21 protein-coding genes are annotated in these 21971 nt (G+C 65.0%); all 21 read right to left on the minus strand.

Features of this window, described 5'->3' with window-relative positions:
• Positions 1-10 precede the first annotated feature (10 nt).
• Positions 11-196 carry a 50S ribosomal protein L29 gene (gene rpmC, locus NUG21_RS16115; RefSeq protein ID WP_010341597.1) on the minus strand — a complete coding sequence of 62 codons (186 nt, stop codon included), beginning with the start codon at positions 194-196 and terminating at the stop codon, positions 11-13.
• Positions 196-609 (minus strand): 50S ribosomal protein L16, encoded by a 414-nt coding sequence (gene rplP, locus NUG21_RS16120; RefSeq protein WP_003470657.1) that lies wholly within the window; start codon positions 607-609, stop codon positions 196-198. The genes rpmC and rplP overlap by 1 nt, the downstream gene beginning before the upstream one ends.
• A 5-nt stretch (positions 610-614) precedes the next feature.
• Positions 615-1340 carry a 30S ribosomal protein S3 gene (gene rpsC / locus NUG21_RS16125; RefSeq protein WP_263391397.1) on the minus strand — a complete coding sequence of 242 codons (726 nt, stop codon included), beginning with the start codon at positions 1338-1340 and terminating at the stop codon, positions 615-617.
• Between the two features lie 17 nt (positions 1341-1357).
• Positions 1358-1693, minus strand: coding sequence for a 50S ribosomal protein L22 (gene rplV, locus NUG21_RS16130; protein WP_003470663.1), 336 nt, complete (start codon positions 1691-1693; stop codon positions 1358-1360).
• Positions 1694-1705: 12 nt separating this feature from the next.
• Positions 1706-1975 carry a 30S ribosomal protein S19 gene (gene rpsS / locus NUG21_RS16135; protein ID WP_010341594.1) on the minus strand — a complete coding sequence of 90 codons (270 nt, stop codon included), beginning with the start codon at positions 1973-1975 and terminating at the stop codon, positions 1706-1708.
• A gap of 6 nt (positions 1976-1981) precedes the next feature.
• Complete coding sequence (gene rplB / locus NUG21_RS16140; RefSeq protein WP_010341593.1) at positions 1982-2809, minus strand: 50S ribosomal protein L2; 828 nt, start codon at positions 2807-2809, stop codon at positions 1982-1984.
• Positions 2810-2819: 10 nt separating this feature from the next.
• On the minus strand, positions 2820-3119 hold the full coding sequence (gene rplW / locus NUG21_RS16145) for a 50S ribosomal protein L23 (RefSeq protein WP_019796624.1): 300 nt from the start codon (positions 3117-3119) through the stop codon (positions 2820-2822).
• Positions 3116-3721 carry a 50S ribosomal protein L4 gene (rplD, locus tag NUG21_RS16150; protein WP_010341591.1) on the minus strand — a complete coding sequence of 202 codons (606 nt, stop codon included), beginning with the start codon at positions 3719-3721 and terminating at the stop codon, positions 3116-3118. Before rplD ends, rplW begins: the two co-directional genes overlap by 4 nt.
• Positions 3722-3733: 12 nt before the next feature.
• Positions 3734-4384: a 50S ribosomal protein L3 gene (gene rplC, locus NUG21_RS16155; RefSeq protein ID WP_019796625.1), complete on the minus strand. Its 651-nt coding sequence runs from the start codon at positions 4382-4384 to the stop codon at positions 3734-3736.
• Positions 4385-4395: 11 nt separating this feature from the next.
• On the minus strand, positions 4396-4707 hold the full coding sequence (rpsJ, locus tag NUG21_RS16160) for a 30S ribosomal protein S10 (protein ID WP_010341589.1): 312 nt from the start codon (positions 4705-4707) through the stop codon (positions 4396-4398).
• A gap of 489 nt (positions 4708-5196) precedes the next feature.
• Complete coding sequence (gene tuf, locus NUG21_RS16165) at positions 5197-6387, minus strand: elongation factor Tu (protein WP_242081676.1); 1191 nt, start codon at positions 6385-6387, stop codon at positions 5197-5199.
• A 90-nt stretch (positions 6388-6477) separates the two neighbouring features.
• Positions 6478-8568 (minus strand): elongation factor G, encoded by a 2091-nt coding sequence (gene fusA, locus NUG21_RS16170; protein WP_184502856.1) that lies wholly within the window; start codon positions 8566-8568, stop codon positions 6478-6480.
• A gap of 138 nt (positions 8569-8706) precedes the next feature.
• Complete coding sequence (gene rpsG / locus NUG21_RS16175) at positions 8707-9174, minus strand: 30S ribosomal protein S7 (RefSeq protein ID WP_010341334.1); 468 nt, start codon at positions 9172-9174, stop codon at positions 8707-8709.
• A 12-nt stretch (positions 9175-9186) separates the two neighbouring features.
• Positions 9187-9561 carry a 30S ribosomal protein S12 gene (gene rpsL / locus NUG21_RS16180; protein WP_003469157.1) on the minus strand — a complete coding sequence of 125 codons (375 nt, stop codon included), beginning with the start codon at positions 9559-9561 and terminating at the stop codon, positions 9187-9189.
• 227 nt (positions 9562-9788) lie between these two features.
• Positions 9789-14006 (minus strand): DNA-directed RNA polymerase subunit beta', encoded by a 4218-nt coding sequence (gene rpoC, locus NUG21_RS16185; protein WP_184502855.1) that lies wholly within the window; start codon positions 14004-14006, stop codon positions 9789-9791.
• 155 nt (positions 14007-14161) lie between these two features.
• Positions 14162-18313, minus strand: coding sequence for a DNA-directed RNA polymerase subunit beta (rpoB, locus tag NUG21_RS16190; protein WP_010341337.1), 4152 nt, complete (start codon positions 18311-18313; stop codon positions 14162-14164).
• Positions 18314-18616: 303 nt separating this feature from the next.
• On the minus strand, positions 18617-18985 hold the full coding sequence (gene rplL / locus NUG21_RS16195) for a 50S ribosomal protein L7/L12 (RefSeq protein ID WP_019797548.1): 369 nt from the start codon (positions 18983-18985) through the stop codon (positions 18617-18619).
• Positions 18986-19048: 63 nt separating this feature from the next.
• Positions 19049-19591, minus strand: a complete 543-nt coding sequence (rplJ, locus tag NUG21_RS16200; RefSeq protein ID WP_010341340.1) for a 50S ribosomal protein L10 — start codon at positions 19589-19591, stop codon at positions 19049-19051.
• Positions 19592-20072: 481 nt separating this feature from the next.
• On the minus strand, positions 20073-20771 hold the full coding sequence (gene rplA / locus NUG21_RS16205; protein WP_017908392.1) for a 50S ribosomal protein L1: 699 nt from the start codon (positions 20769-20771) through the stop codon (positions 20073-20075).
• Positions 20772-20774: 3 nt separating this feature from the next.
• Entirely contained in the window at positions 20775-21203 is a 429-nt protein-coding gene (gene rplK, locus NUG21_RS16210) for a 50S ribosomal protein L11 (protein ID WP_010341342.1), read from the minus strand.
• 200 nt (positions 21204-21403) lie between these two features.
• Positions 21404-21961 (minus strand): transcription termination/antitermination protein NusG, encoded by a 558-nt coding sequence (gene nusG, locus NUG21_RS16215; RefSeq protein ID WP_010341344.1) that lies wholly within the window; start codon positions 21959-21961, stop codon positions 21404-21406.
• Positions 21962-21971: the final 10 nt, after the last annotated feature.

A 21971-nucleotide genomic window follows, 5' to 3' on the forward strand; every position in this document is an offset into this window, starting at 1 on the left:
GCGGCCATCCTTACTTCGTGCTGCCGAGCAGGTGCTTGACGCGAGCGATCTCGCGGCGCACCCGGCGGGTTTCGTGAGTCTTCGGCAGCTGCCCGGTGACCTGCTGCATGCGCAGGGCGAACTGCTCCTTGCGCAGATCGGTCAGGTGGGCCTTCAGATCGTCGGCCGACTTCTCGCGGAGTTGTTTGATGTCCATCAGCGTACCGTCCGGGTCACGAAGGTGGTGGTCACCGAAAGCTTGGCAGCGGCCAGGCGGAACGCCTCGCGCGCGACATCTTCGCCGACGCCTTCGATTTCATAGATCATGCGACCGGGCTGGATCTGGGCGACCCAGTACTCGACGTTACCCTTACCGGAGCCCATTCGCACTTCGATCGGCTTCTTGGTGATCGGCTTGTCCGGGAACACGCGGATCCACATCTTGCCGCCGCGCTTGACGTAGCGGCTGATCGAGCGGCGCGCCGCTTCGATCTGGCGCGCGGTCAGCTGACCGTGCGCCGTGGCCTTCAGCCCGTACTCGCCGAAGCTGACGGCGTTTCCGCTCCACGCCAGGCCGTCGTTACGACCCTTGTGCATCTTGCGGTATTTGGTTCGCTTGGGTTGCAACATTGCCGTTACCTCGCTTCACGGGCCGGACGCGACGGACGGTCGCCGCGATCGTTACGATCGTTGCGCGGGGAATCGTCCTGCTTTTCCTGGCCAACCTGGGAGAAATCGAAGATCTCGCCCTTGTAGATCCAGACCTTGATGCCGATGATGCCGTAGGTCGTCTTGGCTTCGGCGAAGCCGTAGTCGATGTCGGCACGCAGCGTGTGCAGCGGCACGCGGCCCTCGCGGTACCACTCGGAACGGGCGATTTCCGCACCGTTCAGACGGCCGGCGACGTTGACCTTGATGCCCAGGGCACCCAGGCGCATCGCATTGCCGACCGAGCGCTTCATCGCGCGGCGGAACATGATGCGACGCTCCAGCTGCTGCGCGATCGACTCGGCGACCAGCTGCGCGTCCAGCTCCGGCTTGCGCACTTCGGTGACGTTGATGTGGGCGGGGACGCCCATCATCTCGCTCACTTCCTTGCGCAGCTTCTCGATGTCCTCACCGCGCTTGCCGATCACCACGCCCGGGCGGGCAGTGTGGATCGTCACGCGCGCGGTCTTGGCCGGACGCTCGATCAGGATCTTGCTGATGCCCGCCTGCGCCAGCTTCTTGCGCAGCATTTCGCGGACCTTGAGGTCGGCTGCCAGGTAACCGGCGAACTCGGCCTTGTTGGCGTACCACTTGGAATTCCAGTCCTTGGCGATACCCAGGCGGATTCCGATCGGATGAACTTTATGACCCATCGTCTTTTCCTTTCCGCTTACTTGGCGGCGCCCACAACCACAGTGATGTGGCTGGTGCGCTTGAGGATGCGGGTACCGCGGCCTTTCGCCCGCGCCATGAAACGCTTCAGGGTCGGACCTTCATCAACCATGATGGTCTTGACCTTCAGCTCGTCGACATCCGCGCCTTGATTGTTCTCGGCATTGGCGATCGCCGACTCCACCACCTTCTTGATCAGGTGGGCAGCCTTCTTGTCCGAGAACTTCAGCAGGTTGACCGCCCGCTCGGCGGAAAGACCACGGACCTGGTCGGCGACCAGGCGGGCCTTCTGCGGGGAGATGCGCGCGGTGCGCAGGATTGCTTTCGCTTCCATCGTCATCTCTCCTTACCGGCCCGACTTCTTGTCGCCACCGTGACCCTTGAAGGTCCGGGTGACGGCAAATTCGCCGAGCTTGTGGCCGACCATGTTCTCGTTGACCAGCACCGGAACGTGGTTCTTGCCGTTATGCACGGCGATGGTGAAACCCACCATCTCCGGCAGGATCATCGAACGACGCGACCAGGTCTTGATCGGACGCTTGCTACCGGCCGCGGCCTCCACCTTCTTGACGAGGTGGTGATCGACGAACGGGCCCTTCTTGAGTGAACGTGCCATGGTCGATTAGCCCCTACGATCGCGGACGATGAATTGTTCGGTGCGCTTGTTATGGCGCGTCTTGTAACCCTTGGTCGGGACACCCCACGGGGTGACCGGATGCGGATTACCCTGACCGGCCTTCGCCTCACCACCACCGTGCGGGTGGTCGACCGGGTTCATGGCCGCACCGCGAACGGTCGGACGCACGCCGCGCCAGCGCTTGGCGCCCGCCTTGCCCAGCTTCTCGAGGTTGTGCTCGTCGTTGCCGACTTCGCCGATGGTGGCGCGGCACTCGGACGGCACCTTGCGCATTTCGCCGGAGCGCAGACGCAGGGTGGCGTAGATGCCTTCACGCGCGACCAGCTGCACCGCGGCACCGGCGGCACGCGCGATCTGCGCGCCCTTGCCCGGCTTCAGCTCGATCCCGTGGACGGTGGTACCGACCGGGATGTTGCGCAGCGGCAGGGTGTTGCCGGTCTTGATCGGCGCATCCGAACCCGCGATCACCTGGTCGCCGGCCTTCAGGCCCTTCGGCGCGATGATGTAGCGGCGCTCGCCGTCGGCGTAGCACAGCAGGGCGATATGGGCGGTGCGGTTGGGATCGTATTCGATCCGCTCCACGCGCGCCGGGATACCTTCCTTGTTGCGCTTGAAGTCGATGACGCGGTAGTGCTGCTTGTGGCCACCGCCGACGTGGCGGGTGGTGATGCGGCCGTGGTGGTTACGACCACCGGACTTGCTCTGCTTTTCCACCAGTGCAGCGTGCGGGGCGCCCTTGTGCAGATCGGGCGTGACCACGCGCACGGCCGAACGACGGCCTGCGGAGGTGGGCTTGAATTTCATCAATGGCATGGGATGTACCTCAGGCCTTGGCCGTTACGTCGATGGACTGGCCTTCGGCCAGACGCACGTACGCCTTGCGCCAATCGCCGCGACGACCGCTGCGCGAACGGAAGGACTTGTTCTTGCCCTTGACGTTCAACACATTGACCGACTCGACCTTGACGTCGAACAGCTGCTCGACCGCGGCCTTGACATCGGCCTTGGTGGCTTCGTTCGAAATCTCGAAGACGTACTGATTGGTGAGTTCCTGCAGGCGCGCGGTCTTTTCCGAGACACGCGGAGCGCGCAGCACGCTGAAGATTTTTTCGTTGCTGCTCATGCCAGCCACTCCTCGACCTTCTTGACCGCATCGGCGGTGATCACGACCGTGTCGGCCCCGACCAGCGACACCGGATCCAGGCCCTGCACGTCACGCACTTCCACGTAGGGAAGGTTGCGGGCCGACAGGTACAGATGCTCGGAGGCTTCTTCGGTCACGATCAGCGGGCGCTTGCCCACTTCCAGCCCCTTCAGCTTCTCGACCAGGCCCTTGGTCTTGCTGGCCTCGACGTCGAACGCGTCGACGACCATCAGGCGGCCCTGGCGGTTCAGTTCCGAGAGGATCGCGCAGATGGCCGCGCGGTACATCTTGCGGTTGACCTTCTGCTCGAAGCTGCGCGGCTTGGCCGCGAAGGTCACGCCACCGCCGACGAAGATCGGAGCGGTCAGCGCGCCGTGGCGAGCGCCACCACCCTTCTGCTTCTTCGACTTCTTGGTGGTGCCGTTGACTTCCGAACGCGTCTTCTGCGCCTTGGTGCCGGCGCGGCCGGCGTTGCGATAGGCGACGACGACCTGGTGAACCAGATCCTCGCTGAAATCGCGGCCGAACACGGCGTCGGAGACCGAGACCTTGTTGTTGCTACCCGTGATAACGAGTTCCATCGTCATCTCTCCTTATGCCTTGCTAGCCGGACGCACGATCACGTCGCCACCGGCAGCGCCAGGCACAGCGCCGCGGATGGCGATCAGGCCACGCTCGACGTCGACCTTGACCACTTCCAGATTCTGCGTGCTCTGCTGCACCGCGCCCATGTGGCCGGACATCTTCTTGCCCGGGAAAACGCGACCCGGGGTCTGGCGCTGACCCAGCGAACCCGGCGCGCGATGCGACAGCGAGTTACCGTGGGTGGCGTCGCCCATGCGGAAGTTGTGCCGCTTGATGGTGCCCTGGAAGCCCTTACCCTTGGTGACGCCCTGGACGTCGACCTTCTGGCCGACGGCGAAGATGTCCGCCTTGATTTCGCCGCCGACGGCGAACTCGCCCAGCTGCGCGTCCTCGACGCGGAACTCCCACAGGCCGCGACCCGCTTCGACCTTCGCCTTGGCGAAATGGCCGGCAGCCGGCTTGTTGACCAGCGCGGCGCGACGGGCGCCCACGGTGATCTGCACAGCGCTGTAGCCGTCGGCTTCGACGGTCTTGAGCTGGGTGATGCGGTTCGGGGTCGCTTCGATCAGGGTCACCGGGATGGAGCGGCCGTCTTCGGTGAAGACGCGGCTCATGCCGGCCTTGCGGCCCACGAAGCCCAACGAATACTTCTTCGTCATGGTCGTAGTCCTCAGGTCAACTTGATCTGGACATCGACGCCAGCCGCGAGCTCGAGCTTCATCAGCGCGTCCACGGTCTTGTCGTTGGGGTCGACGATGTCGAGCACGCGCTTGTGCGTGCGGGTCTCGTACTGGTCACGCGCGTCCTTGTCGACGTGCGGGGAAACGAGGATGGTGTAGCGTTCGATCTTGGTCGGCAGCGGGATCGGGCCACGCACTTGCGCGCCGGTCCGCTTGGCCGTCTCGACGATCTCGCTGGCCGAACGGTCGATCAAACGATGATCGAACGCCTTCAGCCGAATCCGGATCTTTTGGTCCGCCATGACGGTGGGTTCCTTCGTTAAAAGAGCGACGGGCAAGGCCTCTGGGATACCTGCCCCGGTTGTTTCCTGATGTCGTACCGCAAAGCATCCGGCTCGGCGGGGGCATTCCTCCGCCCCAAAAACTGGGGCAGACCAGTCGACCCGGCCTGCCCAGACGGAAAAGTATAATGCGCAGCTAGAGCAGCGTCAACAACCCAGGGTTGTTGAGTGCTCCATGCGACGCGACCTTCCCGGTCCTGCGAACACGAGCGGCGTCCTGCCTCTCTTTTCGCTGTCTTGCCGGCGCCCTACCCAGGAACGCCGAGCCGCGTATTATAGCGACCACCCTGCCCGGCCGCAACACCCTGGACGAGAAAAGCGCGTGAAGCGCGGCAGCGCCTGCACCGATGCCGGAAACGACGAAGGGCCGGCTTGCGCCGACCCTTCGCGATGCCGGCGACCGCAGTCGCTGGCGATTCCAACACCGGCGGCCTGCGCCGCCGGAGGACATTACTTGATGATCTTGGCCACCACGCCGGCGCCGACGGTACGGCCGCCTTCGCGGATCGCGAAGCGCAGACCTTCGTCCATCGCCACCGGGTTGATCAGCGTCACCACCATCTTGACGTTGTCGCCCGGCATCACCATTTCCACGCCTTCCGGCAGCTGCACCGCACCGGTGATGTCGGTGGTGCGGAAGTAGAACTGCGGGCGATAGCCCTTGAAGAACGGGGTGTGACGGCCACCCTCGTCCTTCGACAGCACGTACACTTCGGCTTCGAAGTCGGTGTGCGGCTTGATCGAACCCGGCTTGCACAGCACCTGGCCGCGCTCCACGTCGTCACGCTTGGTGCCGCGCAGCAGCAGGCCCGCGTTGTCGCCCGCCTGGCCCTGATCCAGCAGCTTGCGGAACATTTCCACACCGGTCACGGTGGTCTTCTGCGTGGCACGGATGCCGACGATTTCGATTTCGTCGCCCACCTTGATCACGCCGCGCTCGATACGGCCGGTCACCACGGTGCCGCGGCCCGAGATCGAGAACACGTCTTCCACCGGCATCAGGAACGGCTTGTCCACGTCGCGCTGCGGCTCCGGGATGAACGAGTCCAGCGCGTCCACCAGCTTCAGGATCGCCGGCACGCCGATCTCGCTCTGGTCGCCTTCCAGCGCCAGGCGGGCCGAACCGTGGATGATCGGGGTGTCGTCGCCCGGGAAGTCGTACTTGCTCAGCAGCTCCCGCACTTCCATCTCGACCAGCTCGAGCAGCTCGGCGTCGTCGACCATGTCGGCCTTGTTCAGGAACACCACGATGTGCGGCACGCCGACCTGACGCGACAGCAGGATGTGCTCGCGGGTCTGCGGCATCGGGCCGTCAGCGGCCGAGCACACCAGGATCGCGCCGTCCATCTGCGCCGCACCGGTGATCATGTTCTTGACGTAGTCCGCGTGACCCGGGCAATCCACGTGCGCGTAGTGGCGCGTCGGGGATTCGTATTCCACGTGGGCGGTCGAGATCGTGATGCCGCGCGCCTTCTCTTCCGGCGCCGCGTCGATCGCGTCGTACGCCTTGAACTCGCCGCCGAAGCGCTCTGCGCCGATCTTGGTCAGCGCCGCGGTCAGCGTGGTCTTGCCGTGGTCGACGTGACCGATGGTGCCGACGTTGACGTGCGGCTTGGTGCGCTCGAACTTACCCTTTGCCATGTCTTCTCTACCTCGTGATTCGTATTGGGGGACGAGAGAGCGGGATGCGGCGCGGATCGGGTCCGCGGCACGCATACCGTCGCTCTAATCTCAGTTCTTCTTGATGACCGAGTCGGCGATGTTGGCCGGCGCTTCGGCGTAGTGGTCGAACTCCATCGAGAAGGTGGCGCGACCCTGCGACATCGAGCGCAGCGTGGTGGCGTAGCCGAACATTTCGCCCAGCGGCACCATCGCGTTGATCACCTTGCCCGACGGGCTGTCGTCCTGGCCCTGCAGGATGCCGCGACGACGGCTCACGTCGCCCATCACGTCGCCCAGGTAATCCTCCGGGGTGACGATCTCGACCTTCATGATCGGCTCCAGCAGCACCGGGTTGGCCTTGTTGAAGCCTTCCTTGAAGCCCATCGAGCCGGCGATCTTGAACGCCATTTCCGACGAGTCGACGTCGTGGTACGAACCGTCGATCAGGCGCACCTTGACGTCCACGATCGGGTAGCCGGCCATCACGCCGTTGGCCACCGCTTCCTGGATGCCCTTGTCCACCGCCGGGATGTATTCCTTCGGCACCACGCCGCCGACGATCGCGTTCTCGAAGGTGTAGCCCTGACCACGCTCCTGCGGCTCGATCTCGAGCACGACGTGACCGTACTGGCCCTTACCGCCGGACTGACGCACGAACTTGCCTTCCTGCTTGACCGCCTTGCGGATGGTCTCGCGGTAGGCAACCTGCGGCTTGCCGACGTTGGCTTCGACGTTGAACTCGCGCTTCATGCGGTCGACGATGATTTCCAGGTGCAGCTCGCCCATGCCACGGATGATGGTCTGGCCGGACTCTTCGTCGGTGTTGACGCGGAACGAGGGATCTTCCTGCGCCAGACGGCTCAATGCGATGCCCATCTTTTCCTGGTCCGACTTGGTCTTCGGCTCGACCGCCATCGAGATCACCGGCTCCGGGAACACCATGCGTTCCAGGGTGATGATGTGGTCCTGCGCGCACAGCGTGTCGCCGGTGGTGACGTCCTTCAGGCCCACCGCCGCGGCGATGTCGCCCGCGCGCACTTCCTTGATCTCTTCGCGGTTGTTGGAGTGCATCTGCAGGATGCGGCCCACGCGCTCCTTCTTCGACTTGACCGGGTTGTACACCTGGTCGCCGGAGTTCAGCGTGCCGGAGTAGACGCGGAAGAAGGTCAGCGAACCGACGAACGGATCGGTCATGATCTTGAACGCCAGCGCCGAGAACGGGGCGTTGTCGGTGGCCGGACGGCTGTCTTCCTTCTCGTCTTCGTCGATGCCCTTGACCGGCGGACGGTCGCTGGGCGACGGCAGCAGCTGGATCACGCCGTCGAGCATGGCCTGCACGCCCTTGTTCTTGAACGCGGTGCCGCAGTACACCGGCACCACCTCCACCTTCAGGGTGCGCTCGCGCAGACCGCCCAGGATCTCGGCCTCGGACAGGTCGCCCTCGTTGAGGTACTTGTCCATCAGGTCTTCATTGGCTTCGGCCGCGGCCTCGACCATGAACGCGCGCGCGTCGGTGGCCTTGTCGACCAAGTGCGCGGGAATGTCGCGGTATTCGAACACGGTGCCCTGCGAGGCGGTATCCCAGTGGATCGCCTTCATCTTGACCAGGTCGACCACGCCCTCGAAGCCGTCTTCGGCGCCGATCGGCACCTGCATCGGCACCGGGTAGGCGCCCAGGCGGGCCTTCAGCTGCTCGACGACCTTGTCGAAGTTGGCGCCGGTGCGGTCCATCTTGTTGACGAACGCCAGACGCGGCACCGCGTACTTGTTGGCCTGACGCCACACGGTCTCGGACTGCGGCTGCACGCCGCCGACCGCGCACAGCACGAACACCGCGCCGTCGAGCACGCGCAGCGAGCGCTCGACTTCGATGGTGAAGTCCACGTGCCCGGGGGTGTCGATGATGTTGAAGCGGTGCTGCGGCATGGACTTGTCCATGCCGGTCCAGAACGCGGTGGTGGCCGCGGAGGTGATCGTGATGCCACGCTCCTGCTCCTGCTCCATCCAGTCCATCGTCGCGGCACCGTCATGCACCTCGCCGATCTTGTGGCTGACGCCGGTGTAGAACAGGATGCGTTCGGAGGTGGTGGTCTTGCCGGCATCGATGTGGGCCATGATGCCGAAGTTGCGGTAACGCTCGATGGGAGTGGTACGGGCCACAGGGAGCCTCTCAAATTTCTTGGATTTCGGATGGCCGAACGCCGCCTTGCGGCGGCCTTCGGATTTGTGCCGCGCGCAACGGCGCGGCTAGCGGCACTCAGATGGTGCCAGCGGGCCCCGTTTCCAAGGCCCGGAAGGTCACCAGCGGTAGTGCGCGAACGCCTTGTTCGCTTCCGCCATGCGGTGAGTTTCTTCGCGCTTCTTGATGGCGCCGCCACGGTTTTCCGAGGCATCGACCAGCTCGGCCGCGAGCTTGCGCGGCATCGAGTTCTCGCCGCGCTTGCGCGCCGAGTCGATCAGCCAGCGCATCGCCAGCGCCATGCGACGGGAGGAACGCACCTCGACCGGCACCTGGTAGGTGGCACCGCCGACGCGGCGCGACTTGACCTCGACCGCCGGAGCGACGTTGTCCAGCGCCTTCTGCACCAGCTCGATGGCGTTGGGGTTCTTCTCGCCGATCACGTCCATCGCGCCGTACACGATCTTTTCGGCGACCGACTTCTTGCCGCTCAGCATCACCATGTTGATGAAGCGGGCGATGGTTTCGCTCCCGTGCTTGGGATCCGGGAGAACGGCGCGCTGCGGCGTATTACCTTTACGAGACATGTGTACTTCCCCTTAGCTCTTCGGGCGCTTGGCGCCGTACTTGGAACGGCCCTGGCGACGCTTGGCGACGCCGGCGGCGTCGAGCGAACCGCGCACGGTGTGGTAGCGCACGCCCGGCAGATCCTTGACGCGGCCGCCGCGGATCAGGACCACGGAGTGCTCCTGCAGGTTGTGGCCTTCGCCGCCGATGTAGCTGATGACCTCTTCCTGGTTGGTCAGGCGCACCTTGGCGACCTTGCGCAGGGCCGAGTTCGGCTTCTTCGGGGTGGTGGTGTACACGCGCGTGCAGACGCCACGGCGCTGCGGGCACTTGTCCAGCGCCGGAGAGGCGCTCTTGTAGGTGGTCGCCTGCCGCGGCTTGCGGACCAGCTGGTTGATCGTCGCCATCAGTGGATTCTTCTGATTGAGGCCGTCGGGCCTGGATGCGTGAAAACGAAGGCAGGCCGAAGGACGGCCTGCCGAGACAGGAAAGTATAGCGGGCAAGTCAAAGCGCCGTCAACTCAACGGAATTTTTACTTGCTGGCCCATCCGGGGCCGGAATACGGGGCGCTTCCGCTGCGCCCCCTTTCGCTTGGTAGAGCGGCCCCGCGGGCGGGACCGGTCCGCTTACTGCTTACTCTTCGCTGCCGGCAGCCGCCGGTGCGGAGGTCTCGACCGCCGGCTCGGCGCTGCCGCCGGACAGGGTCTGCATCTCCGACTCGGTCAGGCCGCTGGCATTGCGGCGGCGCGTGTTGTGGTACGCCAGGCCGGTACCGGCCGGGATCAGGCGACCCACGATCACGTTTTCCTTCAGGCCGCGCAGCGTGTCGCTGGTGCCGCGGACCGCCGCCTCGGTGAGGACGCGGGTGGTCTCCTGGAACGACGCGGCCGAAATGAACGACTCGGTCGCCAGCGAGGCCTTGGTGATGCCCAGCAGCACCGGCTCGTACTTGGCCGGCAGCTCGTTGCGCGTGACCAGACGGGCATTCTCCTCGATGACGCGCTGGCGCTCGGCCTGCTCGCCGTTGAGGAACTTGCTGTTGCCCTGGTCGGTGATCTCGACCTTGCGCAGCATCTGCCGGGTGATGACCTCGATGTGCTTGTCGTTGATCTTCACACCCTGCAGGCGGTACACGTCCTGGATTTCCTTGACCAGGTACGCGGCCAGCGGCTCGACGCCCAGCAGACGCAGGATGTCCTGCGGGCTCGGCTCGCCGTCCACCACGGTTTCGCCCTTGGCCACGTGCTCGCCTTCGAACACGATGATCTGGCGGTACTTCGGGATCAGCTCTTCGTGCTCCGACCCGTCGGTGTCCTTGATGATCAGGCGCTGCTTGCCCTTGGTGTCCTTGCCGAAGCTGATGATGCCCGAGCGCTCGGCCAGGATCGCCGGATCCTTCGGCTTGCGCGCTTCGAACAGGTCGGCCACGCGCGGCAGACCACCGGTGATGTCGCGGGTCTTGGACGCTTCCTGCGGGATCTTGGCGACCACGTCGCCCACGCCGACCGGCGCGCCGTCCTGCAGGTTGACGATCGAGCGCGGCGGCAGCAGGTACTGCGCCGGCAGATCGGTACCCGGGATGGTCAGATCGTTGCCCTTGGCGTCGACGATGCGCACGATCGGGCGCAGGTCCTTTGCCTGGGTGCCGCGACGCTTCGGATCGGTGATCTCGCGCGAGGCCAGGCCGGTCAGTTCGTCGGTCTTCTCGATGACGGTGACGCCGTCGATGAAGTCGATGAAGCGGATGAAACCGGCCACTTCCGACACGATCGGGTGGTTGTGCGGATCCCAGTTCGCCACCGACTGGCCGGCCTTGACCGCATCACCGTCCTTGGCGGTGATGGTGGCGCCGTACGGCAGCTTGTAGCGCTCGCGCTCGCGGCCGTGGCCGTCGAGCACCGACAGTTCGCCCGAACGCGACACCGCCACCAGCGAGCCGTTGGCGTGCTCGACCGACTTGAGGTTGTTGAACTTGATCGAACCGGTGGTCTTGACCGTGATGTTGTCCACCGCGGCCGCACGCGATGCCGCGCCGCCGATGTGGAAGGTACGCATGGTCAGCTGGGTACCCGGCTCGCCGATCGACTGCGCGGCGATGACGCCGACCGCTTCGCCGATGTTGACCAGGTGGCCACGGGCCAGGTCGCGGCCATAGCAGCGCGCGCACACGCCGAACGCCGACTCGCAGGTGATGGTCGAGCGGACCTTGACCGACTGCACGCCGGCCTCTTCCAGCTTGGCCACCCACTGCTCGTCGAGCAGGGTGTTGCGGGTGACGATCGGATCCTCGTCGTTGCCCGGCAGGAACACGTCCTCGGCCACCACGCGGCCGAGCACGCGGTCGCGCAACGGCTCGACCACGTCGCCGCCTTCCACGATCGGGGTCATGGTCAGGCCGTCGGTGGTGCCGCAATCGGGCTCGGTGATCACCACGTCCTGCGCCACGTCGACCAGGCGACGGGTCAGGTAACCGGAGTTGGCGGTCTTCAGCGCGGTATCGGCCAAACCCTTACGGGCACCGTGGGTGGAGTTGAAGTACTCCTGCACGTTCAGGCCTTCGCGGAAGTTCGCCTTGATCGGCGTCTCGATGATCGAGCCGTCCGGGCGGGCCATCAGGCCGCGCATGCCGGCCAGCTGACGGATCTGCGCCTGCGAACCACGCGCGCCAGAGTCGGCCATGATGTACAGCGAGTTCATCGACTTCTGGTCGATGGTCTCGCCCTTGGCGTTGACCACCTTTTCGGTGCCGATGGTGTCCATCATCGCCTTGGCGATGCGCTCGTTGGTACGCGACCAGATGTCCACGACCTTGTTGTAGCGCTCGCCGGCGGTGACCAGACCGGACTGGTACTGCTCCTGGATTTCCAGCACTTCCTGCTCGGCTTCGCCGAGGATGCCCTTCTTCTCCGACGGGATCAGCATGTCGTCGATGCCGATCGACACGCCGGCGCGGGTGGCGTAGGCAAAGCCGGTGTACATCAGCTTGTCGGCGAACACCACGCTGTCCTTCAGACCCAGCTGGCGGTAGCTGGAGTTGATCAGGCGGCTGATGTTCTTCTTGGTCAGCTCGGTGTTGGCCAGCGCGAACGGCAGGCCTTCCGGCAGGATTTCGGCCAGCAGCGCACGCCCGATCGTGGTGTCCACGATCGAGGCCTTCTTGGTGCGGTTGCCGTCCTCGTCGATCACCGTCTCGGTGATGCGGACCTTGACCTTGGCGTGCAGTTCGACCGCACGGTTGTCGTAGGCGCGCTTCACTTCGGCGATGTTGGCGAAGACCATGCCCTCGCCCTTCTTGTTCTCCAGCGCGCGGGTCATGTAGTACAGACCCAGCACCACGTCCTGCGACGGCACGATGATCGGCTCGCCGTTGGCCGGCGACAGGATGTTGTTGGTGGACATCATCAGCGCGCGCGCTTCCAGCTGCGCTTCCAGCGACAGCGGCACGTGCACGGCCATCTGGTCACCGTCGAAGTCGGCGTTGAACGCGGTGCAGACCAGCGGGTGCAGCTGGATCGCCTTGCCTTCGATCAGCACCGGCTCGAACGCCTGGATGCCCAGACGGTGCAGGGTCGGCGCACGGTTCAGCAGCACCGGGTGCTCGCGGATCACCTCTTCCAGGATGTCCCAGACCTCGGCTTCTTCGCGCTCGACCAGCTTCTTGGCGGCCTTGATGGTGGTGGCCAGGCCGCGACGCTGCAGCTTGGCGAACACGAACGGCTTGAACAGCTCCAGCGCCATCTTCTTCGGCAGGCCGCACTCGTGCAGGCGCAGGGTCGGGCCGACCACGATCACCGAACGGCCGGAGTAGTCCACGCGCTTGCCGAGCAGGTTCTGGCGGAACCGGCCCTGCTTGCCCTTGATCATGTCGGCCAGCGACTTCAGCGGGCGCTTGTTGGTGCCGGTGATGGCACGGCCGCGACGGCCGTTGTCCAGCAGCGCATCGACCGATTCCTGCAGCATGCGCTTTTCGTTGCGCACGATGATGTCCGGCGCGTTCAGCTCGAGCAGGCGGCGCAGACGGTTGTTGCGGTTGATGACGCGGCGGTACAGGTCGTTCAGATCGGAGGTCGCGAAGCGGCCGCCGTCCAGCGGCACCAGCGGACGCAGATCCGGCGGCAGCACCGGCAGCACGGTCATCACCATCCACTCCGGACGGTTGCCGGACTCGATGAAGGCCTCGATCAGCTTGATGCGCTTGGTCAGGCGCTTGAGCTTGGTCTCCGACCCGGTGCCGGCGATCTCTTCGCGCAGGCGGGTCATTTCCGACTGCAGGTCGATGGTGCGCAGCAGTTCGTACACCGCCTCGGCGCCCATGGCGGCGTCGAAGTCGTCGCCGTGCTCCTGGCGCGCGGTCAGGTACTGCTCTTCGGTCAGCAACTGGCGGCGCTCGAGCGCGGTCAGGCCCGGCTCGGTCACCACGTAGGCTTCGAAGTACAGCACGCGCTCGATGTCGCGCAGGGTCATGTCCAGCATCAGGCCGATGCGCGACGGCAGCGACTTCAGGAACCAGATGTGCGCGACCGGCGAGGCCAGGTCGATGTGGCCCATGCGCTCGCGACGCACCTTGGCCAGGGTCACTTCGGTGCCGCACTTTTCGCAGACCACGCCGCGGTGCTTCATGCGCTTGTACTTGCCGCACAGGCACTCGTAGTCCTTGATCGGGCCGAAGATGGCGGCGCAGAACAGGCCGTCGCGCTCCGGCTTGAAGGTACGGTAGTTGATGGTTTCCGGCTTCTTCACTTCGCCGAAGGACCACGAACGGATCAGGTCCGGCGAGGCCAGCGCGATCTTGATCGCGTCGAAGTCCAGCGTCTGGCGCTGCTGGTTGAAGAGGTTGAGCAGGTCTTTCATTGGGTATCTCCGGGTCGGAGGAATTTCGTATCGAGGACGGGGGCGAAAAGGGTTCTATCGGGACCCGGGACTCGGGACCGGGGACCCGGAAAAGCAGAGCGGCTGCGCTCCTGGCTTTTCCGAGTCCCGGGCCCCGGGATCCGGGTCCCGGCCCCTCAGTCTTCCAGTTCCATGTTGATCGCCAGCGAGCGGATTTCCTTCACCAGCACGTTGAAGGACTCCGGCATGCCGGCGACCATCTCGTGCTCGCCGTCGACGATGTTCTTGTACATCTGGTTGCGGCCCTGCACGTCGTCGGACTTCACCGTCAGCATTTCCTGCAGGGTGTAGGCCGCGCCGTAGGCTTCCAGCGCCCAGACTTCCATTTCGCCGAAGCGCTGGCCGCCGAACTGCGCCTTGCCGCCCAGCGGCTGCTGGGTGACCAGCGAGTACGGGCCGGTGGAGCGCGCGTGCATCTTGTCGTCGACCAGGTGGTTCAGCTTCAGCATGTGCATGTAGCCGACCGTGGTGTGGCGATCGAATGCCTCGCCGGTGCGGCCGTCGTACAGCTGGGTCTGGCCGCTGATCGGCAGGTCGGCGAGTTCGAGCATGTGCTTGATCTCGGCCTCGGTCGCACCGTCGAACACCGGGGTGGCCATCGGCACGCCGTCGGTCAGGTTCTTCGACAGCGCCAGCAGCTCCGCGTCGCTGAACTGGTCCAGATCCACGCGGTCCTCGCCCAGCTTCTGGTCGTGGTTGTAGATCTGCGCCAGGAACTTGCGCAGGTCGGCGACCTTGGCCTGGGCCTCGAGCATGTTCTGGATCTTGCGACCCAGGCCCTTGGCGGCCCAGCCCAGGTGCACTTCCAGCACCTGGCCGATGTTCATACGCGACGGCACGCCCAGCGGGTTCAGCACGATGTCCACGGTCTCGCCGTTGGCCATGTACGGCATGTCCTCGATCGGCTGGATCATCGACACGACACCCTTGTTGCCGTGGCGACCGGCCATCTTGTCGCCGGGCTGGATGCGGCGCTTCACCGCCAGGAACACCTTGACCATCTTCAGCACGCCCGGGGCGAGGTCGTCGCCGGCGGTGATCTTGCCGCGCTTGTCGGCGAAGCGACGCTCGAACTCCTTCTCGTGCGCCTGGATCTGCTTCTGCGCGCGCTCGATCGCCTCGGAGGCGTCCTCGTCCTTCATGCGAAGCGCGAACCAGTCGGACTTCTTCAGGCCGTCCAGGTAGGCGTCGCTGATGGTGTCGCCCTTCTTCAGGTTCGGACCGCCGTTGGCGACCTTGCCGATCAGCTGGCCACGCAGACGCGCATAGATCGCGCTCTCCAGGATGCGGAACTGGTCGTCGAAGTCCTTCTTGACGCGCTTGATCTCGTTTTCCTCGATCTGGCGGGCGCGCTTGTCCTTCTCGATACCGTCGCGGGTGAACACCTGCACGTCGATGACGGTGCCGTCCATGCCCGGCGGCACGCGCAGCGAGCTGTCCTTCACGTCCGAAGCCTTCTCGCCGAAGATCGCGCGAAGCAGCTTCTCTTCCGGGGTCAGCTGGCTCTCGCCCTTCGGCGTGACCTTGCCGACCATGATGTCGCCGGCGCGCACTTCCGCACCGATGTACACCACGCCGCTCTCGTCCAGACGGTTCAGCGCCTGCTCGGACACGTTGGGGATGTCGGCGGAGATTTCCTCCGGCCCCAGCTTGGTGTCGCGCGCCACGCAGGTCAGCTCTTCGATGTGGATCGTGGTGTAGCGATCCTCTTCCACCACGCGCTCGGAGAGCAGGATGGAGTCTTCGAAGTTGTAGCCGTTCCACGGCATGAACGCGATCAGCATGTTCTGGCCCAGGGCCAGCTCGCCGATGTCGGTCGAGGGACCGTCGGCCAGCACGTCGCCGCGCGCGATCACGTCGCCTACGTTCACCAGCGGACGCTGGTTGATGCAGGTGTTCTGGTTGGAACGCGTGTACTTGATCAGGTTGTAGATGTCGACGCCGGCGTCGGTGCCGCCGCCGATCTCGGCCTCGTTGACCTTGACCACGATGCGGCCGGCGTCGATCTGCTCGATCACGCCGCCACGGCGCGCGTTCACGGTCACGCCCGAGTCGCGCGCCACGGCGCGCTCGATGCCGGTGCCGACCAGCGGCTTCTGCGCACGCAGCGTCGGCACGGCCTGGCGCTGCATGTTCGCGCCCATCAGCGCGCGGTTGGCGTCGTCGTGCTCCAGGAACGGCACCAGCGCGGCCGCGATCGACACGGTCTGCATCGGCGACACGTCCATGAAGTGCACTTCCGCCGGCGGCTTCAGCAGCGACTCGCCCTGGTAGCGGCACGGCACGAACTGCTCGGTCAGGCGGCTCTTGGCATCGTGCAGCGCGTTGGCCTGGGCGATGACGTACTCGTTCTCTTCGATCGCCGACAGGTACTCGACTTCGTCGGTGATCTGGCCGTCCACGACCTTACGGTACGGCGTCTCCAGGAAGCCGTACTGGTTGGTGCGGGCATACACCGCCAGCGAGTTGATCAGGCCGATGTTCGGGCCTTCCGGGGTTTCGATGGTGCAGACGCGGCCGTAGTGGGTCGGATGCACGTCGCGCACTTCGAAGCCGGCGCGCTCGCGGGTCAGGCCGCCCGGGCCCAGCGCGGAGACGCGACGCTTATGCGTCACTTCCGACAGCGGGTTGTTCTGGTCCATGAACTGCGACAGCTGCGAGGAGCCGAAGAACTCCTTGATCGCGGCGGCCACCGGCTTGGCGTTGATAAGTTCCTGCGGGGTCAGGCCTTCGGACTCGGCCATCGACAGGCGCTCCTTGACCGCGCGCTCGACGCGGACCAGGCCCACGCGGAACACGTTCTCGGCCATTTCGCCGACCGAGCGCACGCGACGGTTGCCCAGGTGGTCGATGTCGTCGACCACGCCGCGGCCGTTGCGGATCTCGGTCAGGACCTTGATCACGTCCAGGATGTCGGAGCTGTCGCCGTGCTCGGCGACCAGGCGCTTGGACTCCTCGTCGTTGCGCTCGCCGAAGTACTTCTTGTCGTACAGCACCGACTCGCCGGTGACTTCCTTGCGGCCGACGCGACGGTTGAACTTCATGCGGCCGACCGTGGACAGGTCGTAGCGCTCGAAGGTGAAGAACAGGTTGTGGAACAGGTTCTGCGCGGCGTCCTTGGTCGGCGGCTCGCCCGGACGCATCATGCGGTAGATCTCGACCAGCGCCTCGAGCTGGGTCTTGGTCGGATCGATGCGCAGGGTGTTGGACAGGTACGGACCACGATCCAGGTCGTTGACCCACAGCGTACCCACGGCGTCGACGCCGGCCTTGCGGAACGCGGTCAGCTGATCTTCGCTGATCTCGTCGTTGGCGCTGGCCAGCAGTTCGCCGGTCGAAGCATCGACCACGTCGTGCGACAGGATGCGGCCGACCAGGTACTCGTCGGGCACGGCCAGCGCGGCGATGCCGGAGGCCTCGAGCTGCTTGACGTGGCGCGCGGTGATGCGCTTGCCGGCTTCGACGATGACCTTGTCGCCGTCGGCCAGGTCGAAGTTCAGGGTTTCGCCGCGCAGGCGCTCGGGCACCAGCTCCAGCTGCACGCCTTCCTTCGGGTCGATGTGGAAGGTGTTGATCTCGAAGAACTCCGAGAGCATCTCCTCGTTCGAGTAGCCGAGCGCGCGCAGCAGGATCGACACCGGCAGCTTGCGCCGGCGGTCGATACGGGTGAACAGCGCGTCCTTCGGGTCGAACTCGAAGTCCAGCCAGGAGCCGCGGTACGGAATGATGCGGGCGCTGTACAGCAGCTTGCCCGAGCTGTGGGTCTTGCCACGGTCGTGGTCGAAGAACACGCCCGGCGAGCGGTGCAGCTGCGAGACGATGACGCGCTCGGTGCCGTTGACGATGAAGGTGCCGTTGTCGGTCATCAGCGGGATTTCGCCGAGATAGACCTCCTGCTCCTTGACGTACTTGATCGCCTTGGTCGAGGACTCGCGGTCGTAGATCACCAGGCGCACGGTCACGCGCAGCGGCGCGCCGTAGCTCATGCCGCGCTGGCGGCATTCACGCTCGTCGAACACCGGTTCGCCGAGCTTGTAGCCGACGTACTCCAGCGCCGCGTTGCCGCTGTAGCTGGAGATCGGGAACACCGATTTCAGGGCCGCGTGCAGGCCGTGGTCCGAACGCTTGTTCGGGTCGGTGTTCTCCTGCAGGAACTCGCGGTAGGAATCCACCTGGATGGCGAGCAGGAACGGCACTTCGAGGATCGAGCGCTGCTTGCCGAAGTCCTTGCGGATACGCTTCTTTTCGGTGAACGAATAAGACGTCATGAGGTATCACCTTGGCTGATGCGGGCCGCGCGTCCGCGGCCCTGAGTGAACATAAATTGTCAGTTGGAAGTCGCTGGTATTGCCGGCACCAGCACGCCTTCTCCCGCTACTTCCAACTACCAACTCGGTGGTGAAGCAGGGAATGGGGAATGGAGAAAGGGGAATCGTGGAGCGCACGTAGCGTGGCTGTTCCGATTCTCCATTCCCGATTCCCGGTTCCCGCCTGAAACGGCCAAAGGCCGGGGGCTTTCGCCCCCAGCCTTCAGTGCATCGCCTTGAACGGCTGGCGATGCAAGGGACTGCTTACTTGACTTCGACCTTCGCGCCAGCGGCTTCCAGGTCCTTCTTGAACTTGTCGGCGTCTTCCTTCGACACGGCTTCCTTCAGCACGCCGCCGGCCTCGGTGAGGTCCTTGGCTTCCTTCAGGCCCAGGCCGGTGATGGCGCGGACAGCCTTGATGACGTCGACCTTCTTGGCGCCGGCGTCGACCAGGATGACGTTGAACTCGGTCTGCTCTTCGACCGGGGCGGCGGCCACGGCCGGACCGGCAGCGGCGACCGGGGCGGCGGCGGAAACGCCGAACTTGTCTTCGATGGCCTTGACCAGCTCCATCACTTCCATGAGGGTCTTTTCGGCGATTGCGTCGACGATCTGCTCGTTAGACAGGGACATTGTGATTACCTTTGGAATTTTTTCTGGATGAGGTTCTAGTGAACCGTTTCAGGTGTCGCGAACTTAAGCCGTTTCGGCCGGGGCTTCCGCTTCGGCGTCGGCGGGAGCGGCGTCGCCGCCACCCTGCTTGTCGCCCACGGCCTTGACCGCACGGGCGAACATGCTCGCCGGCTCGGCCAGGACGCGTGCCAGCATGGCCAGCGCCTGCTCGCGGGTCGGCAGCGACGCCAATACCTCGAGATGAGCGGCCGGATACAGCTGACCACCCAGCGACACGACCTTGGCCTGCAGCTTGTCGTTACCCTTGGCGAATTCCTTGATCAGACGACCGGCAGCGCCGGGTTCTTCCGTCGAGAACGCATACAGCAGCGGACCGACCAGCGCGTCCTGGACGCACTCGTATTCGGTACCGGCAACGGCACGCGCGGCCAGGGTGTTCTTGACAACACGCAAGTACACACCGGTTTCGCGCGCCTTCTTGCGCATCGCGGTCATTTGCGAGACCGTGATGCCGGCGTACTCGGCAGCAACCAAGGAGTGGGCCTTCGCGGCGACGTCGGCCAGTTCGGCGACGACTTCTTGCTTCTGGGAAAGATTGAGAGCCATTGCACTCCTCCGTTAAAGCCGGGAGTTGGGATTGGTGATTCGGGATTCGTCAGGAGCCGCAACGCCGCTCTTGCCGATCCCCAATCTCGAATCTCGAATCCCTGCTTCAAACTTACTCCGCTCGCGGCTCCTGCCGCTTGCGGTCCTGGGCGGCCTCCTTCCTGGATGCCGGGGATGCCGCATGGCATCCCAGTTGGTGGCCGTTCCAGACCTGGAGTGAGCGCGCCCGGGACACCGGGCTGGCCTGCACCAGAAAAACTCCAGAAAGGCGGCACCATCTACGCCGGCTGGCCCCGAGGGGCTGATTAAGCGATCCCGCTGTACCGACGGCGACTCCTTGCCATTTCGAGCTTCCGTGCCCGTCGTCGGTATGCGCAGACCGCGCCTGCGGTCTTTGACGGCTTCGCGTCGGGTTGCCCCGGGCGACGCCTTCAAAAGGGTGAAACCGGCGCCGCACCTCGCGGGCGGCGCCGTCTTGCGATTACTTCAGGGACAGCGAAGCCTGATCGATGGTGACGCCCGGACCCATGGTCGAGCTCACCGAGATCTTCTGCAGGTAGGTGCCCTTCGAGGTCGCCGGCTTGGCCTTGACCAGGTCCAGCAGCAGCGCCTGCAGGTTGCTCTTCAGCGCATCGTCTTCGAAGCTGGCCTTGCCGATGGTGCAGTGGATGATGCCGGCCTTGTCGGTGCGGTAGCGCACCTGACCCGACTTGGCGTTCTTGACCGCTTCGGCCGGGTTGGCGGACACGGTGCCGACCTTGGGGTTCGGCATCAGGCCGCGCGGGCCCAGCAGGGTGCCCAGCTTACCGACGACGCGCATCGCGTCCGGGGTGGCGATGACCACGTCGTAGTTCAGGTCGCCGCCCTGCATCTTCTCGGCCAGGTCGTCCATGCCGACGGCGTCGGCACCGGCGGCCAGCGCTTCGTCAGCCTTGGCGCCGGCGGGGGCGAACACCGCCACGCGCACGCTCTTGCCGGTACCGGCCGGCAGCACGGTGGAACCGCGCACTTGCTGGTCGGACTTCTTGGCGTCCACGCCCAGGCGCACGGCCACGTCGACGGCTTCGACGAACTTGGCCTTGCTGGTGGTCTTGACGATCTTCAGCGCTTCGTCGATCGAATACGCCTTGCCCGGCTGCACGGCAGCACGGATCGCTTTCTGTCGCTTGGTCTGTGCCATTGCTTAACCCTCCACCGTCAGGCCCATGCTGCGGGCGGAACCCGCAATCGTGCGTACCGCCGCTTCCAGCTCCGCCGCCGTCAGGTCGGCTTCCTTCGCCTTGGCGATCTCTTCGAGCTGCTTGCGGGTCACCTTGCCCACCTTCTCGGTGTTCGGACGCTTGGAGCCGGAGCTCACGCCCGCGGCCTTCTTCAGCAGCACGCTGGCCGGGGTGCTCTTGGTGACGAAGGTGAAGGTACGGTCCGAATAGGCCGTGATGATGACCGGAGTCGGCAGGCCCGGCTCCAGCTTCTGCGTGGCGGCGTTGAACGCCTTGCAGAATTCCATGATGTTCAGACCGCGCTGACCCAGCGCAGGACCGACCGGCGGCGAGGGGTTGGCCTGACCGGCCTTCACCTGCAGCTTGATGTAACCGACGACTTTCTTTGCCATTTTAGTGTCTCCGGGTGCTAGCGCCTGAACCGCAGGCTCCCCATCGCGACGGGAAAATCACGTGTCCCGCCATCACGTTTTTGAAGTGCGCAGAAAGCCGCCTCGCGGCGGCTTCCGTTCTGCCCCGCGGCTTGCCTGGACAGGGAGCCGCGCAGTATAGCAGAGATTCTGGCGCCCGGCGCAGCCGCGCCGGGGCGGGCTCAGGCCTTCTCGACCTGGCCGAATTCCAGTTCCACCGGGGTGGAGCGGCCGAAGATCAGCACCGCCACGCGCAGGCGGCTCTTCTCGTAGTTGACTTCCTCGACCACGCCGTTGAAGTCGTTGAACGGGCCGTCGGTGACGCGTACCATCTGGCCCGGCTCGAACAGCACCTTGGGACGCGGCTTCTCCACGCCATCCTGAACGCGCTGCAGGATCGCATCGGCCTCTTCGTCGCGGATCGGCAGCGGACGGTCGGCGGTACCGCCGATGAAGCCCATCACCTTCGGCGTTTCCTTGACCAGGTGCCAGCTTTCGTTGTCGATGCGCGGAATGCCGCCTTCATCGTGGGTTTCGATCTGCACCAGCACGTAACCCGGGAAGAACTTGCGCTCGGAACGGCGCTTCTGGCCGGAGCGCATCTCGATCACTTCCTCGGTGGGCACCAGCACGTCGCCGAAGCGCTCCTGCATCTCGTCACGCGCAATACGGTCGCGCAGCGCTTGCGCCACGGACTTCTCGAAGCCTGAATAGGCGTGAACGACATACCAACGCTTCACTGCTGCACTC

It is taken from the genome of Xanthomonas sp. CFBP 8445, from assembly GCF_025666235.1.
In the GTDB taxonomy this organism is placed as follows: Bacteria; Pseudomonadota; Gammaproteobacteria; order Xanthomonadales; family Xanthomonadaceae; genus Xanthomonas_A; species Xanthomonas_A indica.